Raw genomic sequence first — 17,908 nt, 5'->3', positions numbered from 1 at the left:
ATGCTGCATTTGTTCTTATGGGTTTTATAATGAGGCCATTATATTTCATTAAAAGGTATTATTTTATGTATTTATATATAGCCATATTCTTTTACCATTTGCAATATAAGTTTATTTAGTTGAATAATAAAAATATATAAATTTACTTTTTTTTATATAACTTATTATTATTCAGGGCGTAACTAGTGTAATTATTTCCTAAACAATTTTAAATCTAGTTACATTATGGGCAAAAGACTACGCATTAACATGCAGCTGGCTATTGTTATGGCTATGCTGCTTGGAAACTTTGTTTCCTACGGACAGGGAAACAGTAAAAACGGTAAGAAGGAGGTGCCCCTGGCTGCGCTGGAGCACATAAAAAAGAACAAGCAGCAGCTTGGCCTTGAGGATGCAGATTTTGCAGAGCTGGAACTGAGTAGTGCCACTGAAAGCAAGAAGAGTGGCGTGAAGCACCTTTATATTAAGCAGCTTTACCAGGGGATAGAAATTTATGGTGCTCTTACAAACATCAGCCTTGATAAAAATGAGCAGGTAGTTACCATGGGCAACCGTTTACACGGCAAAGTCAGTAAAAAGGTGAAAGGCAACCAGGTAAGTCTGGATGCCCAGAATGCTGTGGCAACCGCAGCCCGGTATCTCAATACCACGTTTAAGGAGCCGCTCACGGTGAAGGAAAAAGCAAACGGCAGAAACAGAGAGGTGCTGTTTTCGACAGGGGGTATTTCGCTGGAGCCGATTCCTGCTAAACTGGTGTATCAGCCCATGGAAGACGGAAGCCTGCGGCTTGCCTGGGAGGTATCAATTTATGAGCTGGATGCCCAAAATTGGTGGAACATCCGGCTAGATGCCAGCACCGGACAAATACTGGACAAAGATAACATGGTGGTACACTGCCAGTTTGAGAACAACGGTGCCGGGGGCACGTTTTTGCACGATAGCCACATCCATGCCTTGCTGTCGCCTAATGTGGCGAGCCCGAAAGCTGCGGTTCAGCGTGTGGCTGAATTAAGCGGTTTTAACGTGTTTGCCATGCCCCACGAAAGCCCGAATCACGGATCTCGTTCCATTGTAAGCACCTCAGCTGCCAATCCGTCCGCCTCACCTCTAGGATGGAACATTGAAACCAGAACCCGTGGTAATAACGTGTTCGCTTATGAGGATCCAACTAACAATAACAGTTTTGCAACTAATTACAGCCCTGACGGTGGCATTAACGCTAACTTTAATTTTGAGGTTGATTTTACAAAAGAACCTGTTAACTCGCGCGATGCTGCCATCACAAACCTTTTCTATTGGAATAATGTGATACACGATGTTTGGTATCAGTATGGCTTTGATGAGGTTAGCGGAAGTTTCCAGCTCAATAACTTTGGAAAGGGCGGTTTAGAAGGAGACCCGGTACTGGCAGAAGCACAGGATAGCAGAAACATAGCAACTACGCGTAATAATGCCAACTTTGCAACCCCGCGCGATGGATTTGCGCCCCGTATGCAAATGTACCTGTGGAGTTCCAAGACAGATCCTGAGGCATTTACTGTTGTCTCTCCAACCTCTTTAGCCGGAACCTATCCGATTGCAGGCGCCAGTTTCGGACCTAAACTTACGCCGACTCCCATTACAGGTAAATTAGTGCTGGCCCAGGACAATGTGAACAACGAAGGGTGTAACGCATTTACCAATGCAACCGAGATCAGCGGCAATATTGCCGTGGTGTACAGAGGTACCTGCGCATTTACCGTTAAAGTGCAAAATGCACAGGCAGCGGGTGCGATTGCGGTTATCGTGATCAATAGCGTTTCCGGAGCACCTACCAGCATGGGGGGCACGCCAACTGTGCCTATCACCATACCCGCTGTGATGGTGAGCAACATAACCGGGGCCTCTATCCGCGAACAGCTGAATGCCGGTGTGGAAGTTGTGGTAAGCCTGAAAGATGTAGGAAACCCTGAGATGGATGGTGACTTTGACAATGGTATTATCGTGCACGAGTATGGCCACGGCATCTCGAACCGCCTGACCGGCGGACCCAATGTGTCTAACTGCCTGCCGAGCGCGTTTCAGTATCCTAACGGAGAAATTCTTTATACAGAACAAATGGGCGAGGGCTGGAGCGACTGGTTTGGACTGATGATGACCATGAAGCCAGGAGACACCCGCGAGAAAATAAGGGGGATTGGCACTTACGTGAGCAACCAACCAATCGATGGCGGTGGCATCAGACCTGCGCCTTACAGCACGAGTTTCGCCACTAATAGCTTTACCTATGCCGCCACAAACAATCCGGCCATCTCTGCGCCGCACGGCGTGGGTTTTGTATGGGCCACTATACTTTGGGATATGACCTGGGATCTTGTTGACAAGTATGGCTTTGATGCAGATTTGTACAACGGGAAAGGTGGGAATAACATGGCGATGCAACTGGTAATTGATGGTTTGAAAATGCAGGTCTGCCGACCAGGATTTGTGGATGGACGCGATGCCATACTTCTGGCAGACCAGGCGCTATACAACGGAGCCAACCAGGAACTGATCTGGCGTGCCTTTGCAAAGCGCGGCCTCGGCTTTAGTGCCAGCCAGGGCTCCAACCTGAGCAGGTTCGATCAAGTGGAAGCCTTTGAAGTGCCGCCTCTGTATGCCTGCGAGAAACCTGTTGTGGAGGCAGTTGCCATGTCTTCGGTTTACACTGGGGGAGTTGCCTCTAACCTGTACATCGGTTATGGTCCGCAAAGCGTGAAGCTGCGTGCATCCGGCGATGCCACGAACCGTTACACCTGGAGCGGTGCTTCCGCGTCAGCGCTGAGCAATACCTCTGTTGCGGATCCGGTATTTACACCGACAAGGGCCGGAAGCTATACTTTTACCGTAACATCTGTTAACCAGTTTATGTGTACGCGCCAAGAGTCTATCACTATTACTGTTGTGGATGTACGCTGTGGCGACAAGAAGAAGCGTGATAAAGTGCTGGTGTGCGTTGATGGCGAAAACAATTGCGTAGATCCTAAGGGGGTAAGCGCTATGCTGACAAAAGCAGGTGGCAAGTTAGGAGACTGTAGCATGAACCTGAGTGCGACAGCTACGGCCATTGCCACTAGCCAGGAAGCAGCCGATGACCTGGCGCTTAATTATCCGAACCCGTTCTCTGATCATACAACCATTAGTTTCAAGGCGAAGGAATCGGGTTATACCGTGCTAAAAGTATATGACATTACTGGCCGCGAGGTTGCTACGTTGTTCGAAGGAAATGCTGAAAGCGGGCTGACGTATAACCATGTCTTCAAAGCAGGCGACAAACAAAGTGGTATTTACATTTATAAGCTCATAAATGGAAACACCACCCGTTCCGGCACAATGCTTTTGATCAAATAAGCGCTACAGCGTAGAATATCATAAAGAATTTGGAATTTGGGTTGCAGCTATTTAGTTGCAACCCAAATTTTTTGTGGTGTGGGTATTAAACAAATATACTACACCTACTCAACGCACCGCTTCATACCCGCCCAACACGCCCTTCTTCGAAAGCACCACTTGCCAGAGCTGGTTGTTGCGTGCCCTGAATGAACCGGCGCTGGATAACAAATAATACTTCCACATCCGGTAAAAGCGCTCGCCATACTGTTCCTGTAACTTGCCCCAGTTGGCATCGAAGTTATGGAACCACGCCATAAGGGTATAATCGTAATACGGGCCGAAGTTGTGCCAGTCTTCCATCACAAAAACGTTCTCCATGGCCGAGCCCAGCTGTTTAATGGAGGGGATAAGGCAGTTGGGAAAAATATAGGTATCCGTAAACGGGTCGGCAGAGGTTCTGGAGTAGTTCACCCCGATAGTGTGCAGCAGGAAAAGGCCGTCGTCTTTCAAACAGCGTGCAGCGGTTTGCAGATAGGTGCGGTGGTTTTTATACCCTACGTGCTCAGCCATGCCCACCGACACCACATGGTCGAACTGCTCGTTCACGTCGCGGTAATCCTGGAGTCGGAGCTCCACGGGCAGGCCCTTGCACATTTCCCGGCCCAGCTTCACCTGCTCCTCAGATACCGTTACACCCACCACTTCGACGCCATACTTCTCGGCTGCGAATTTAGCGAAGCTGCCCCAGCCGCAGCCAATATCGAGTACCCGCTGGCCGGGCTGGAAGCTCAGTTTCCTGCAGATCAGGTCCAGTTTGTTTTCCTGTGCCTGGTCCAGGTTTTGGGCGTTTTTCCAGTAACCGCAGCTGTAGGCCATGCGCTTGTCGAGCATCAGTTGGTAGAGGTCGTTGCCAATGTCGTAGTGGCGTTGCGCATTGTGGGCCGCCTTGCCCTTCGACTGCATGTTGAGCAGCTTGGCCAGCAGCATTTGAAGTACGGTTTTCCATCCAAACCGGGCCTGCTTGTAGAGGTCAGCCCGGATTACCCGAAAAGCAAACGCATCTATCTGGGCACAGTCCCACCAGCCATCCATGTAAGACTCCCCCAGGCCCAGGGTGCCCTGGGTAAGCACGCGCTTGTAAAACCTGTCGTCATGCACCTGCAGGTCCCAGGGGTCGGGGCCGTTTATCTTAACATCGGCGGTTGCTAAAATACGGACTACTTGCTGTTGTAGACTGGTTGCGCTCATGGTGCAGACATGGGTATACGTTGCTGTAATGGTATACTTCTATTTGCCTTGAACGCGTGTTAATATGAATGGTTAGTTTGGAGCCTGGCTGGTTTTACTGTCAGTTAAAAGACATGCATTGTACTGGAAAAAGAATGCGATAAGGGTACAGCTAAAATACCAACTTGAACACGGTGCCCACGCCCATTTTGCTTTCTACCTGTATGCTGCCTTTGTGCAGCAGCATGATGTGTTTGGCCAGACTCAGGCCAATGCCGGAGCCCTCTTTGTGAGAGGTAAAGAAGGGAATGAAAATACTCTCCAGCAGCTCTTCGGGTATTCCTGTGCCGTTGTCCTGCACCTCGATCACTGTTTTGCCGTTTTCCTGCTCCGCTGTCAGTGTCACTTTTGGGGCAGGGTTTTCCGCTACTGCTCGGCGGGCATTTAAAACCAGGTTTATAAGCACTTGCTCCAGCAGGTTTACATCACCGTTCAGGGTAAGGTTGGAGGGGTGTACATGGCAATCCATTGCTATGCCCTGCGCTTCCAGTTGCGGGCGCATCAATCCGTTTATACTCTTGAAAAGCTCCTGCACATACACGGTTGTCCGCATCACCTCCTGCGACTTGTTCAGGTTCCGGTAAAAGTGTGCGAAGCGCAGCAGGCCCTCACTGCGTTTTTTTATGATGGAGATGCCCTCTTCCGTGTCCTGTAACAGTTCAGGGTCGGGCGCTACACCCGGGCCTTGCGCTACCCGTTCCCGTTCCTGGTGCAGGTGGTGCCCCAGCGTATCAGCCAGCGAGGCAATGGGCGCCACAGAGTTCATGATCTCATGCGTCATCACGCGCAGCAGTTTTTGCCAGGCCTCGGTTTCAGTGGCGTCTACGGTGGCACTTACGTTTTTTAGGGCGAAAAGCAGTAGGTTGCGGTGCTGCAGCGTAAAAGCCGAAGCAGAGAGCAGCAGCTGGGTTTGGCCGTCTGGTAGCTTTACCTTCAGAAGCTGGCTTTCGCCGGCTTTGCTATGTTGCATGGCCTCTTGCAGCACGGGGTAGCGCAGTGCCAGGCTATCCAGGCTTTTGAGGTAAGGCAGGTGCAGTATTTTCTTGAAAGCCTCGTTTACCCATTCCACCTCTCCTGTCTCTTCATCCACGGCCATAATGCCCGTGTCAATTAGTTGCAGGATGGTTTGCATGTAAAGGAACTGGGCTTCTTTCTCGATATGTAGCTGTTTAAAAGTATCGTTTATGAGGTTAAAGGCCACATGCAGCTGGTGTAAAGAACTGTTGGTGGTAGACGCGTTAAAGCGTTGTGAGAAATCGCGCTGCTTTACAGCCTGCAGAAATTTAGCCAGCTCATTGTTGCTTCGGGTTACATAAACGGCCAGTTCCCATACCTGTGCCAGCATGATGAGTATGCCAGAACCTACCTGCAGCCAGGTAAAGCGCGGCAGGTAATGCACGGTGAGGTACATGACCCCCAGCAAAAGTATAAACCGGACCAGGAGCCCGAACTCAAGGCGCTTAAATATCATGCTTGTCCAATCGGCGGTACAGGGCGGTGCGGGTGAGGCCCAACTCCTTAGCGGTTCTGGAAATATTGCCCTTGTTGTTTTCTAACGCACGCACAATGGTTTCGCGCTCTATCTCGTGCAAAGGTTGAGGCTTTTCAGGCGTGTGCGCGGCCGCGGAGGCGGCGGCAGCCATCTCTACGGGGGAGAAGCTAAAATCCCTGGGTTCCAGCACAGGGCCTTCTGCCAGAATAATGGCGCGCTCCACGGCATGCTGCAATTCGCGCACGTTGCCCGGCCAGCTGTGCTGCTTCAACTTTTGTAAGGTGGCGGGGGCGAAGTCAGGCGCTGGCTTGTGGTTCTTATGCGCATATACTGCGGCAAAATGGCGTGCGAGCAGTTCCACATCGCCATACCGCTGGCGCAGGGGCGGCAGGGTGATTTCTACTGTGTTGATGCGGTAAATGAGGTCTTTTCGGAACTGGTTGCGCGCTGCCAGGTCGTAAATAGGCTCGTTAGTAGCTGATACGAGCCTGATGTCCACTGGCACAGGCACATTAGAGCCCAGGGGCGTTACCTGCCTGTTTTGCAGCACGGTGAGCAGCTTGGCCTGCATGGCCGGCGAGATATTGCCAATTTCATCCAGGAACAAAGTGCCTCCGTTTGCGGCCTCAAACCTGCCTGCGCGGTCTTCGCGAGCATCTGTAAAGGCCCCTTTTTTAGAGCCAAACAGCTCACTCTCAAACAAGGAGTCGGTTAGGGAGCCCATGTCTACGGTTACAAACGGCTTGCTGGCCCGGAACGATTTCTCGTGCAAGGCCCTTGCCACCAGCTCTTTGCCGGTGCCGTTCTCGCCAAGTATAAGTACGTTGGCCTCGGTTGGGGCGATCTTCTCAATTTTGTACAGTACGTCCTTTATCGCTTCCGATTCCCCTAAAATGCTGGTACTCTGGTTTTTTTTAGGAGTGGGGCCAGCGCCTCCCTTTACCCGCTGGCGCCTTAGCTCCAGGGTCTGGTGCAGGGTTTCCAATAGCATTTCGTTACGCCATGGCTTCACGATAAAGTCAGCGGCGCCTTCTTTCAACGACCTGACAGCCAATGCCACATCCCCGTATGCCGTTATCAGTATCACTGAAGCCTCCTTGTCTTTCTCCAGAATCTGCCGCAGCCAGTACAAACCCTCGTTGCCCGTGTTCAGGGCACTCTTAAAGTTCATGTCCAGGAAAATGACATCGAATGACTGCTTCCCTAAAAGGTTAAGCAGGTTATCGGGGTTCTTCTCGGTAACTACCTCTTTTACTTCGGACTTGAGCAGCAGCTTCAGCGCAAAAAGCACGTCCGCTTCATCATCAACAACAAGGACACGGGCATTTTTTACAGCAGCCATAGGTAAGAAAAAGTGTTGTTCATAATTCGAATATAAACATTCTATTTGAAATTGTCAGAATCAGGATTTACGGCGTGAAAACGCGCGTAGGAGGGAAGGGGTGCGAGTGCGCTTACTTCCTCTAAATACTTCTGCCCAGAGAGAAATCGAACCTGTCCTTCAAATGATGTATTAGATTCTGAATCTGGCAATTGCCTGTACCGAAAGCGAACATGTGCGCACAGGAAAGTTGTAACAAAAGCGGACACATTAAAATAGGTTTTTTGTTTTAAATCAATGAAAATCAAGTATTTATGTTTTTGGCATTTTAATTTCTAAAGAGCTTTGTATGGAAAATAATAATATCCAAAATAATTAGAGCCGCTTTACAACTCCTGAACTATGTATAAGAACTACTTTAGAATGGCTTACCGCAACCTGCTGCGCCACAAGGTATTTTCGCTCATCAACATACTGGGGCTTGCACTGGGCCTTACCTGCAGCATTCTGATCTTGCTTTGGGTGCAGGATGAAGTGAATTATGACCGTTTTCACGCCCATGTGGACAACCTGTTCCGCGTAATGGAAGTGCAGCATTACCCTGGCGCTGACGACCTGACTACAGATGCCACCCCGGGGCCGCTGGCCGAAGTGCTGGAAGCGGAACTGCCGGATGTGAAGCATGCCATCCGGACCACCACCTGGGAGTGGAAACAGCTGTTTACATTTCAGGGCAAGGCCTTGAAAGTGAATGGACGCTACGCCGATCCGGAATTTTTTGAGGTGTTCTCTTTTCCGCTTTTGTATGGCGATGCCCGGCAGGCGCTGCAGCAGCCAAACACAGTGGTTATTTCAGAAACAGTGGCAAGGCAATTCTTCGGTTCGCCGGGCAATGCCATGGGCAAAGTGTTTACTGTAAATAATGAGAAAAGCTACAGCGTTACCGGCGTAGCACAGGAGGCGCCTAAAAACTCCTCGATGCAATTCGATTACGTGATGCCGGTAAATGACTGGATCAACAGTCCGGGCTCGGAGTGGCTGAAAGGTTGGCGGGGCAATGCCCTGCGCACCTTCCTGCAGTTGAAGCCCAACACTGATCTGGCGGCCTTTCAAACCAAAATAAAGCCCATTGTCAGCAACCACAGCGAGTCTAAAACTGATCTGTTTGTGCAGCCCTTTAAGGATATGCACCTGTATTCAGACTTTAACGGGAGCAGTGGCCAGATAGAAGATGTGCGCCTGTTCGTGATTGTGGCTTTTTTTGTGCTGCTGATTGCCTGCATTAACTTTATGAACCTGGCAACCGCGCGTTCAGCCAAACGCGCCAAAGAGGTGGGTGTCCGGAAAGCCATTGGGGCCAGCAAACCCGCTTTGATCCGACAGTTCATGGTCGAGTCTATGCTCGTGTCGCTGTTGGCCCTTTTTGTGGCGGTAAACCTGGTGGGCATCCTGCTGCCGCATTTCAACAACCTTACCGGCAAGTTTATTGCGTTCAACCTAACCGATCCGAAACTGCTGCTGCTGCTGGTGGGCGTGGCCCTGCTTACCGGTGTTTTGTCGGGCAGCTACCCGGCCTTTTTTCTCTCCTCGTTTAACCCGGCCCTGGTACTAAAAGGCACTGTTAAACTTAACCGGAAAGTAACCGCTTTCCGCAAAGGGCTGGTGGTGTTTCAGTTTATACTTTCTGCGCTGCTCATCATCAGCACGCTGGTGGTATACCTGCAACTACATTTTATCCGGACAAAAAACATTGGCCTTAACCGCGAAAATGTGGTGTATATGCCAATTGAAGGGGAGATGAACAACCGCTACGAGGTGATAAAGCGTGAACTGCAGAACATGCCGGGAATTGTGGCGGTTTCGGCCACCAACCAAAACCCGCTGATGGTGGGCAACTCAACCGGCAACATCAACTGGAAAGCAAAAGACCAGAACGCCGACATCCTGTTCAGTGTGATGACCGTGGACTATGATTTCCTGGAGACGATGGGCATCAGCCTAAAGGAGGGCCGCGACTTCTCAAGGGAGTACGGCACCGACACGGCAGCCTTCCTGGTGAATGAGGAGGCCGTGCGCCTGATGCAGCTGAAAAATCCGGTGGGGGAGTGGCTGGAGTGGGATTATCCGGGCCACATCATCGGGGTGGTCAGGAATTTTCATTCGTCGTCTATGCATTATCCGGTGCAGCCCCTTATCATGCGCTTGCAGCCAAAAGACGAAAACGTGTTGTTGATGCGGATCGCACCGGGCAAAACGACGCAGACACTCGCATCGGTAGAGCAATTACTAAAGCGGCAGAATCCATCTTTCCCGTTTGAGTATCATTTTATGGACGACGACTATGAGCAAATGTACAAGAGTGAGAGCATCGTTGGGGAGCTTACCAAATATTTTGCCGGCATCGCCATCTTTATCTCCTGCATGGGCTTGTTTGGACTGGCTTTGTTTACGGCAGAGCAGCGCACCAAAGAGATCGGGGTACGCAAGGTGCTGGGTGCCTCTGTGGCCAGTATTGTACTGATGCTGAGCAAGGATTTCCTGAAACTGGTACTGATCGCCAATGTGATTGCCCTGCCGCTAGGCTGGTACTTTATGAATGCCTGGCTAAACGACTATGCTAACCGGACGGAGCTTAGCTGGTGGATCTTCGCGGTGGCCTTTGCCTCCACCCTCCTGATCGCCATGCTGACTTTAAGCTTCCATGCCTTTAAAACAGCCGTTGGCAACCCCGTGAACTCGTTGCGGGCTGAATAAGAATTACCTTTTAAGCTTATATTTTCCGAACCATTACTACAAAATAAAACCATGAAAAAATCATTGCTTATCCTGTTGGTGTGGCTGGTGCTGGTGGCGCCGGGCTTCGCACAAAATATGTACAGAGGCTTGCCCGTAATTGAGGCAAATACAAGTGTTGCCGATTACCGGATCGGCACGGAACTGGTAAAAGGGAACTGGAGCATTACACCGGAGCTGGCGCCGGATGTATTGCTGGTGCCGGTGCATCAGAAAAAGGTACGCACCACTTTTTACACCGACACAGATTCCATCAGCTTCGATGTGAAACCAGGCAAAACTTACCAGTTTTATGTACACCTTGCTAAAAATGCCTATGCCCTCACAGCTTTAAAAGGATATGGCTTCGAGGCGTTAGCGTTTAATAAAACCAATACCATAGCAGCTTACACCATGTTGTACGAGCAGAACGAGGGCAACGCCTTTCTTGCCACCCTGCGTAAGCAATACGAGCTGGAAAAGCTGGTACAAGGCGCGACCAACGACACCGAAAAAGCGCTGAGAATGGTAAACTGGGTGCACAAGCAATGGCAGCATAATGGAATGAACGAGCCAAGCCAGCCGGATGCATTGACTATACTGGCAGAAGTAAAAGAAGGCAAACAATTCCGTTGTGTGGAGTATGGCATTGTAACCACTGCCTGCCTTAACGCCATTGGGCTGCCTGCCCGCACCATAGGCCTTAAAATGAAAGATGTGGAAACCATTGCATCGGGGGCAGGGCACGTGTTACTGGAAGTATACCTGCCGGACCTGAAAAAATGGGTGATGCTGGACGGTCAGTTTGATGTGATGCCAGTGCTAAACAATGTGCCGCTAAATGCCGTGGAGTTTCAACAGGCTATCGCCAATAACTATCAGAAGCTTGAGATCAGAAGCTTGTCGGGCACCAGCAAGGCGGCATACACCAACTGGGTTTACCCTTACCTGTACTATTTTGATATTCGGTTTGACAACCGGGAAGGCATGAACCTGACCAGGGAAACAGTAGATGGGAAACAATCGTTGATGTTGTTACCGGTAGGCGCCAGGCAGCCAAAGGTATTCCAACTGAAATACCCGATGGATGCGTACAAATTCACTAATTCACTGGTCGATTTTTACCAGGCCCCTGCAGGAGTTAACCCGGGAGCGTCTGCTTTAAAGTAAGTGAATTTGGGCCTTTAAAGTAGATTTCAACGTATAAATCTGAAACCCTTTTGGCTAATAAAAATGTTTTATACTTCAAGAAGTATACCGTAAAGATGCGTACCTTTGTGGTATACTTCTTGAAGTATAGTTTATAAGAACTCGTTCTTTATGTATTGGGGATGACCGGAATTGACAGCTTGTGCAGATTGCGTGTAAGCATGTCGGGTGATGAACGTGCCACCTGTTAAAAATTCGTTCGAACAATAACTGGCGAATATAACTACGCCATGGCTGCTTAATCTAGGTATTAAGCAATTGCCATAGTCTCGTGCAGGTTTCGTGAAACTGCTTGCACATTAGAGGCTTCGACTCGTTTTACTAGTTTGTGCAAAGGTGCGGTGCACAGGCGAAATTAAGCATCTAAGGAGTGCGCATAGGCTTGACCTAGGCCCGCAAGCTCCCGACAATCTAACTAGTGTCTAAACATGTAGAAAGCCCGTCGATTTCCTTGTCTGGACCAGGGTTCGAATCCCTGCATCTCCACATTTGCTAAACATAAAAGCCTGTAAATATATTATTTACAGGCTTTTATGTTTTAAGGCACGGCGTAATAGCTTTTCTAAAAGTATAAATTACGCTTTGCTATTCTCCGTTCCCGCACTACGGAGTTAACCCCGTGGTATTTTGGGGCCACGCATCTGCCGCAGCAGGCGCTCAATTCTCGTTATTTTCATAAGACAATACAGAACGCCAATCGAGCAAGACTACTAAAATCAATACCCGCATCACCCCCATGCCTTGTATAAAATCGTGAGCCCGCTTGAAAATCTATAGGAATGAGATATATTCGTATTCCGCTATGGACTTGAATAGTGGTAATGCTTCTGCAAAAGAAGTGTTTTAAAAATGCAGCAATACAACACCACATATAATGCAGATAGTGGGAGTAGGTACTCCTGCTAGCCAGTAGTTGGCAGCAATTATAATTAATGAAAATGGAATTAGAAGACTTGCTTTCAAATTATGTGCTAGGTGATGGGCAAATCATTTCCATTGAAGCAAATCTAAATTATCAAGAAAGAAGTAGGTCAACCGCAACAGTAGAATTGATTATAAGAAAATCAGCAGGAAAGAAGAAGCTTGAAAAGTGTAGAGTTAAACTGCAGTTTGAGCAGCTCATTGAAGTAGGTATAAATGAAGATATGGAAAGTGACTATTACTCTGACATAGTTCTTGTAAAACAAGAGAATGGTACTTACTACTTGTCTTTAGACCCTTATGGGAATATTGGTGTGCCACATGAAGACGATAACTTAGTCATCATTGCTAACACATTTGCTATTGAAGAAATAGAATAACTCCAGCCAACACAGTTTATACCATATGCTACGGCTGACACCTTGCACAAGGTATACACGAACTACGTTATGGGGAATAGAAATATGTGAAAATGAAAAACTAACTCTTCCGTATCTTTAAAAGAAAATGCCAGAGTTAAGCAGATTCTACGGGATCATAATAAAAATGTATTTTAGTGACCATAACCCGCCTCACTTTCATGCAGAGTACGAAAGTTATAAAGCGGAATATGATATTAGAACGTTAGATAGAATTGCAGGGACTCTACCAAACAGAGCACATGCTTTAGCTCTGGAGTAGGCTTCTCTTCATAAGGATGAATTGCTCAAGAACTGGGAAAAAGCTCAAGTACCTGCAAGCTTAGATAAAATTGAACCTTTAAGATAGTAAAGAGCCATGAATGAAATAGTTGGGTTTGAAATTTTGAGCAATTATAATATCTGGTTAAAGTTTCAAGACGGTTTTGATAAAGTAGTAAATATCAGGCCATTGATTGGACAGGGATTTACAAAGGACTTGTTGGATCACAACAACTTTAACAAAGTAACCATTGAGTCAGGTGGTGGGCTTGAGTGGTATAATGGGTATGACATCTGTCCTAACTTCTTAAGAGAAATGCCTGAAGAGAAGAAGCACGTGGCATAACCCAACACTGCTTAAACTCGCGTTTTGCTTTGAACTCAGGCAGTGCCCAACCGTTTCAACCATAGAAATTAGGTCCGTAAACCTAAAAGCTAGATCCATAAATTAAAATAACTATTTAAAAATTGAAGACCTTACACTGGAAAAGTACGGACTGGAATGCCCGAAATTTCATATTCTCGATTGGGCAAGAGCTTATTGGCCAATTGACGTTTAATAGCATTTTGAACTTCAAAGCAACATATACCGATGCGCATACGCAGCTAAATTTTACTCAAAAGAGCTTCTGGAACAGAGATGTACTAGTGACAAAGGACGGGAAGCCGATTGGTGAAATTCACAGCGGGCTACTGGGAGAAAAGACATTAAAACGATTGACAGGAGAAAGCTTTGCCATTTCTACCAGCTTTTGGGAACAAGAAGTTTATTGGAAAAATGAGCAGGGGGAAACAATCATCAAATATCAGCAAGCTACCATGAGTTCAATGGAAAAAGGATCAATAAGTGTAATGGACTCATTATCTACTGAAACAGAAAAGTTGCTTATCAGCAGTGGGCTCTTTATCCGACAAATGGCTCGTAAGCGAAGAGTGCGGACAGTGGTAGTAATGCTCTTGATTACAGCTACTGCAAGTCAATCTTAAGGTTTAGGTGTTGTTTTCCATTAACAACACTTAACATTCCCTTTTTACCAGGGCGCAATTCTGCACATTTGTTTGCCCTACTGTGTATATACTATGCGTTTAGCACCAATTAGTAATTTATAAAAGCTTAAAAATTTGCAGCTCCGCATGTCGCTTTCTACGCAGCAATCGGAGATTTCCTTCGTAAACATCCCTTCTTTTTCGTGCCGATACACGCACAGCATTAACTAAACAAAAATATAAGCGGCCAAATCAAATAAATTTACAGCCTTGCAAGCGGCTGATAAACAGTGGCTTAATGGGTTGTGCTTTGGCCTTGCATCGTTTATTTCTAATATTTTTCAGGTATGGTAAATCCGGGCCGGGCATTTGGGGCGTAAGTGAGCCATACTTAAAACAAAAAGACATGAAGAAGATCATTTTATCGTTGATGCTGGTGGCCGGAGCGGCTACGTTAACTCCTGCCCTGGCGCAGGCCCCTAAAACAGTGATGGTGGGCGGCGAGGCCATGTACACCACCAAAGACATCGTGGACAACGCCGTTAACTCCAAAGACCACACCACGCTGGTGGCGGCCGTAAAGGCGGCCGGCCTGGTGGAAACACTTAAGGGCAAGGGTCCATTCACGGTGTTCGCCCCGACTAATGACGCCTTCGAGAACCTGCCCGACGGCACGGTTGCTACCCTGCTCAAGCCCGAGAACAAGCAGACGCTGACCACGGTGCTTACCTACCACGTGGTGCCGGGCCGTATGGACGCAGCCAAGCTGATGGCCGCCATCAAGGCTGGCAAAGGCAAGGCAGAGCTCAAGACGGTGAGCGGCGGCACGCTTACAGCCAAGATGAACGGCGACCGAAACATCGTGCTGATGGACGAGCAGGGCAACACGGCCAACATTTCGGTGTACGATGTGCAGCAGTCCAACGGCGTGATCCACGTGCTCGACAAAGTGATGCTGCCTAAATAAGCATCTTTAATAAGCAGTCTGTTACAGGGCAGTTTTTAAACCAAATACCTACACAAGTTTCTGCTGCATGCTATGTTTATAGCATGCAGTTTTTTTTGTGGGCGCCTCTCTCTGCTCTATTCACTCAAGCTATGTGCTTACAGGGGCAAGGCAGCATTTACTTTTTATACTGTATAAACAGCCTGGCATAACCAAATTTTAATTTAGCAGTATCACTTTACTTTAAATTACCAATAGCCTATACTTGGGCATTCATACCACAGATATTTTAAGATGAGCATAGAGAAGGAGAAGAAGGCGCTGTTTGAAGAGGTAGAGCAGGAACTGCAAGCCAATAATTTTGAGGTAGTTAAACAAGACGATACCCGGCCCTGGGGCGGTTTCTTTGTGATAGATGAAAACCAGGCAAAAGCGTTTGCCGAGAAATATTTTGAAGGAATCCCCCTGGAGGAAATCAAAATATCAGAAAAATTAAGCCCGAAGTTTTTATTAGTGGCTCCCGGAAAGCGACTTTCCTGGCAATACCATCACCGTCGCGCAGAGATCTGGAAAGTGCTGAGAGGCAAAGTGGGCATCGTGACCAGTGCCACCGATCAGGAGGGGGAGTTGCAAGAGCTGGCGCCTGGCACTCTGATTACCCTGCAACAGGGCGAACGGCACCGGCTGGTTGGGCTTGAGGAATGGAGCGTGCTGGCTGAGATCTGGCAGCACACTGATGCCGAGAACCCTTCGGATGAAGAGGATATTGTGCGGGTGCAGGATGATTTTGGGAGGTAATGCCTTTTTAAAAGAACCCTTCAAACTAGCACCACCTAAAAGCTTTATACTATAGCCATTTTGTTATCGTTTAGCGAGCATAACTAACTTATCCTGATGAATTACTTAAGTAAAGGCCTGGTTTTACTGGGCTCCGTATTTTTAATGGCGTCCTGTTCATCCTCTAAATCAAAACCAAACAGCACCGGGAAAATAATCGTGATCGATGGGAAGCAGGTGCGCGTGGCAGATGCCCGGCATGATAACGGGTTGCACAAGGGGTGGTATAAAAACTCTAACAATCCTCACCACTCTAACACGACCAACCCGGGCCACACAAAGCAAAAGAAGAAAGGCAACGGTAAAAAGAAGAGTTAACTAACGCTTATATTAAATTAAAAAGGCGCTGTAACAGTAGTTGTTGCAGCGCCTTTTTTGTACTTTAATCCTGAATATATGGTTTTACTTATAAAATAATTTACCTTTTTTCAGGCGATGGGTATGGTGTTATTTAATTTATACTGAACCATTGTTTATTTATAAAGTATATGTAAAACTTTAATGAACTTATTTTCTACACTTTAGCTTTTACAAATCAACATTGAAAACAACTTTTAGCCATGATGCAAAATTTTAAACAAGGACTACTGGTTTTACTGCTGGGCCTCCTGATCGCCTCCTGCTCACCCTTAGCCAGAAGTAAAAAAGCAGTTGTACTGGACGATGACCATAGGAGCATGCGCTTTAACAACGGCCGCCAGGAGAGCAAGAACAAGAAATGGAATGGTTCGAAAAGTTTGGGCAAACAACGCAAGCAGCGTGATAAAGCTTTTAGAAAAAGGAGGAACTAAGCAACACGCTTACTAAAGATTGCGAAAGGCTAAAAATCACCTTTCGTCAAGGCTTCTCGTATAAGCGCGTATGTCAGAAATAAGCAACCACTATACGCGCACGCCGCACACCGAAAAGCTGAAATGGGTAGAGCGCATCGCGCGCCTCATGGATAACCAGTTCAGGTTACCGGGCACTAAATTCCGTTTTGGCCTGGATCCGATCCTGGGCTTGCTGCCTGTTGCAGGCGACCTGGCTTCCTTTGCTGTGTCTGCTTCGCTGGTCATGACCATGGCCAGACACGGGGCCAGCAGTAAGCTGGTCGTGCGCATGTTGCTGAACATAGCGCTGGATACGCTTATCGGCAGTATTCCATTTTTGGGTAACCTCTTCGACTTTGCCTTTAAAGCGAACGAGCGGAACGTGAATCTGCTGCGCGCGCATTATGTGGAGGGCAAATATCAGGGGAGTGGCAAAAATCTGGTGATTGGGGTGCTGATCGGTATACTTATACTTTTTGCATTGATGATCTGGGCGCTGTGGGAAATGGCGGAGTGGCTCTATCACTTAATAGTTTAGCTGCACGCCACGCCATTGCTGCTCCCCAGGCTACTCATACCCGGTGTTGTCTCTAAAGAACCTGTTGTAATCGTCCTTCTCTTTCCGTAGGCGCTCCAGTTCCTGCAGCAAGAGCAGTTCCTGTAGTTTCTTCTTTTCCTTGCCTTCCCTGGAGAGCATGTCGTAAAGCATGCTGGCGGGGTTAAGAATGGTAGGCGCGGCAGGCGCAGCGGGTGGCGGAGGCTCAAGGCCCGGAATATAACCCGGCTTTTTTACCTGGCTGGTCTGGTCACGCTTCATGTTGCGCAAGGCACGCTGAATCATTTCGGGGGAAGGGCGGCTGGTGATCTCCACCTCTCCCAGCATCACGCTGTCCTCTTGCAGCACAATATTTACGCGGATCTCTGAAACCGGCAATTGCTTGGGTAAATAGAGCAGGGGCTTAAACCCTATGGCCCTGATCAAAAGCGTATCCTCCTGGGCCACATCAATCAAAAATTTACCGGCCTCGTCTGAAATAACCCCCCGTTGCGAATTTACCTTTACAATGCTTGCCCCCGGTATCGGAGTTGTTTTATCAGACTCAAGCAGGGTGCCGCTTATCCTGATCCTTTTCTGCGCCTGTACCTGCGCGGCACAAATTAAAAGCAGAAGAACAAGCAAGCAGCGCAAGAGGTGTCGGAGCATGTGGTTATGTGGTAGAATAGGCCAGGCGGCGTTAACAGAGTTAATACGACCCAGCTGGCCAAATAGTATGCCAGTCTGAAACTATATCA

Annotated in this window: 16 protein-coding genes and 1 other RNA gene; 13 read left to right on the top strand and 4 right to left on the bottom strand. The window is 48.1% G+C overall.

Translation table 11 applies throughout. From position 1 onward, the window contains the following. The first annotated feature begins 225 nt into the window (after positions 1 to 225). A complete protein-coding gene (locus tag AC4BAN_RS09570) occupies positions 226 to 3,369 on the top strand; it encodes a T9SS-dependent M36 family metallopeptidase (protein WP_490564173.1) in 3,144 nt (1,047 codons plus the stop codon). A 108-nt stretch (positions 3,370 to 3,477) separates the two neighbouring features. Here the strand turns inward: AC4BAN_RS09570 and cfa are convergent, their stop codons facing one another. From cfa to AC4BAN_RS09555, 3 genes are all read right to left on the bottom strand, one after another. After that, on the bottom strand, positions 3,478 to 4,599 hold the full coding sequence (gene cfa / locus AC4BAN_RS09565) for a cyclopropane fatty acyl phospholipid synthase (protein ID WP_490564172.1): 1,122 nt from the start codon (positions 4,597 to 4,599) through the stop codon (positions 3,478 to 3,480). 151 nt (positions 4,600 to 4,750) lie between these two features. After that, entirely contained in the window at positions 4,751 to 6,109 is a 1,359-nt protein-coding gene (locus tag AC4BAN_RS09560) for a sensor histidine kinase (RefSeq protein ID WP_490564171.1), read from the bottom strand. Continuing rightward, complete coding sequence (locus AC4BAN_RS09555) at positions 6,099 to 7,472, bottom strand: sigma-54-dependent transcriptional regulator (protein ID WP_490564170.1); 1,374 nt, start codon at positions 7,470 to 7,472, stop codon at positions 6,099 to 6,101. Before AC4BAN_RS09555 ends, AC4BAN_RS09560 begins: the two co-directional genes overlap by 11 nt. 381 nt (positions 7,473 to 7,853) lie before the next feature. On the opposite strand from AC4BAN_RS09555, the gene AC4BAN_RS09550 reads away from it, so the two are divergent. From AC4BAN_RS09550 to AC4BAN_RS09495, 12 genes are all read left to right on the top strand, one after another. Beyond that, positions 7,854 to 10,205: an ABC transporter permease gene (locus AC4BAN_RS09550; protein WP_490564169.1), complete on the top strand. Its 2,352-nt coding sequence runs from the start codon at positions 7,854 to 7,856 to the stop codon at positions 10,203 to 10,205. 51 nt (positions 10,206 to 10,256) lie between these two features. Further along, positions 10,257 to 11,393 (top strand): transglutaminase-like domain-containing protein, encoded by a 1,137-nt coding sequence (locus tag AC4BAN_RS09545; RefSeq protein ID WP_490564168.1) that lies wholly within the window; start codon positions 10,257 to 10,259, stop codon positions 11,391 to 11,393. A 157-nt stretch (positions 11,394 to 11,550) separates the two neighbouring features. Next, positions 11,551 to 11,921: a transfer-messenger RNA gene (gene ssrA, locus AC4BAN_RS09540) on the top strand. Between the two features lie 449 nt (positions 11,922 to 12,370). Next, the gene (locus tag AC4BAN_RS09535; protein ID WP_490564167.1) at positions 12,371 to 12,733 is read left to right on the top strand and encodes a hypothetical protein; all 363 of its coding nucleotides are present in this window, start codon (positions 12,371 to 12,373) and stop codon (positions 12,731 to 12,733) included. A 127-nt stretch (positions 12,734 to 12,860) separates the two neighbouring features. Then, positions 12,861 to 13,034, top strand: coding sequence for a DUF4160 domain-containing protein (locus AC4BAN_RS09530; RefSeq protein WP_490564166.1), 174 nt, complete (start codon positions 12,861 to 12,863; stop codon positions 13,032 to 13,034). A gap of 96 nt (positions 13,035 to 13,130) precedes the next feature. Further along, positions 13,131 to 13,379 (top strand): DUF2442 domain-containing protein, encoded by a 249-nt coding sequence (locus tag AC4BAN_RS09525; protein ID WP_490564165.1) that lies wholly within the window; start codon positions 13,131 to 13,133, stop codon positions 13,377 to 13,379. A 122-nt stretch (positions 13,380 to 13,501) separates the two neighbouring features. Further along, positions 13,502 to 14,020 (top strand): hypothetical protein, encoded by a 519-nt coding sequence (locus AC4BAN_RS09520; protein ID WP_490564164.1) that lies wholly within the window; start codon positions 13,502 to 13,504, stop codon positions 14,018 to 14,020. 406 nt (positions 14,021 to 14,426) lie between these two features. Next, positions 14,427 to 14,987, top strand: coding sequence for a fasciclin domain-containing protein (locus AC4BAN_RS09515; RefSeq protein ID WP_490564163.1), 561 nt, complete (start codon positions 14,427 to 14,429; stop codon positions 14,985 to 14,987). Positions 14,988 to 15,260: 273 nt separating this feature from the next. Next, positions 15,261 to 15,764: a cupin domain-containing protein gene (locus AC4BAN_RS09510; protein ID WP_490564162.1), complete on the top strand. Its 504-nt coding sequence runs from the start codon at positions 15,261 to 15,263 to the stop codon at positions 15,762 to 15,764. Between the two features lie 96 nt (positions 15,765 to 15,860). Further along, a complete protein-coding gene (locus AC4BAN_RS09505) occupies positions 15,861 to 16,121 on the top strand; it encodes a hypothetical protein (protein ID WP_490564161.1) in 261 nt (86 codons plus the stop codon). A 242-nt stretch (positions 16,122 to 16,363) separates the two neighbouring features. Next, a complete protein-coding gene (locus AC4BAN_RS09500; protein WP_490564160.1) occupies positions 16,364 to 16,594 on the top strand; it encodes a hypothetical protein in 231 nt (76 codons plus the stop codon). A gap of 70 nt (positions 16,595 to 16,664) precedes the next feature. Continuing rightward, the gene (locus AC4BAN_RS09495; protein WP_490564159.1) at positions 16,665 to 17,153 is read left to right on the top strand and encodes a DUF4112 domain-containing protein; all 489 of its coding nucleotides are present in this window, start codon (positions 16,665 to 16,667) and stop codon (positions 17,151 to 17,153) included. Between the two features lie 30 nt (positions 17,154 to 17,183). On the opposite strand, the gene AC4BAN_RS09490 is transcribed toward AC4BAN_RS09495, so the two are convergent. Beyond that, a complete protein-coding gene (locus AC4BAN_RS09490) occupies positions 17,184 to 17,819 on the bottom strand; it encodes a carboxypeptidase-like regulatory domain-containing protein (protein WP_490564158.1) in 636 nt (211 codons plus the stop codon). Positions 17,820 to 17,908 lie beyond the last annotated feature (89 nt).

This window comes from Pontibacter sp. GD13, from assembly GCF_058216355.1.
This window is presented reverse-complemented; position numbering and strand designations above follow the sequence as displayed.

Bases quoted from the DNA above. Each gene is read 5' to 3' on its own strand.
- AC4BAN_RS09570 (WP_490564173.1), top strand. From the start codon at position 226: ATGGGCAAAAGACTACGCATTAACATGCAGCTGGCTATTGTTATGGCT.
- cfa (WP_490564172.1), bottom strand. From the start codon at position 4,599: ATGAGCGCAACCAGTCTACAACAGCAAGTAGTCCGTATTTTAGCAACC.
- AC4BAN_RS09560 (WP_490564171.1), bottom strand. From the start codon at position 6,109: ATGATATTTAAGCGCCTTGAGTTCGGGCTCCTGGTCCGGTTTATACTT.
- AC4BAN_RS09555 (WP_490564170.1), bottom strand. From the start codon at position 7,472: ATGGCTGCTGTAAAAAATGCCCGTGTCCTTGTTGTTGATGATGAAGCG.
- AC4BAN_RS09550 (WP_490564169.1), top strand. From the start codon at position 7,854: ATGTATAAGAACTACTTTAGAATGGCTTACCGCAACCTGCTGCGCCAC.
- AC4BAN_RS09545 (WP_490564168.1), top strand. From the start codon at position 10,257: ATGAAAAAATCATTGCTTATCCTGTTGGTGTGGCTGGTGCTGGTGGCG.
- AC4BAN_RS09535 (WP_490564167.1), top strand. From the start codon at position 12,371: ATGGAATTAGAAGACTTGCTTTCAAATTATGTGCTAGGTGATGGGCAA.
- AC4BAN_RS09530 (WP_490564166.1), top strand. From the start codon at position 12,861: ATGCCAGAGTTAAGCAGATTCTACGGGATCATAATAAAAATGTATTTT.
- AC4BAN_RS09525 (WP_490564165.1), top strand. From the start codon at position 13,131: ATGAATGAAATAGTTGGGTTTGAAATTTTGAGCAATTATAATATCTGG.
- AC4BAN_RS09515 (WP_490564163.1), top strand. From the start codon at position 14,427: ATGAAGAAGATCATTTTATCGTTGATGCTGGTGGCCGGAGCGGCTACG.
- AC4BAN_RS09510 (WP_490564162.1), top strand. From the start codon at position 15,261: ATGAGCATAGAGAAGGAGAAGAAGGCGCTGTTTGAAGAGGTAGAGCAG.
- AC4BAN_RS09505 (WP_490564161.1), top strand. From the start codon at position 15,861: ATGAATTACTTAAGTAAAGGCCTGGTTTTACTGGGCTCCGTATTTTTA.
- AC4BAN_RS09500 (WP_490564160.1), top strand. From the start codon at position 16,364: ATGATGCAAAATTTTAAACAAGGACTACTGGTTTTACTGCTGGGCCTC.
- AC4BAN_RS09495 (WP_490564159.1), top strand. From the start codon at position 16,665: ATGTCAGAAATAAGCAACCACTATACGCGCACGCCGCACACCGAAAAG.
- AC4BAN_RS09490 (WP_490564158.1), bottom strand. From the start codon at position 17,819: ATGCTCCGACACCTCTTGCGCTGCTTGCTTGTTCTTCTGCTTTTAATT.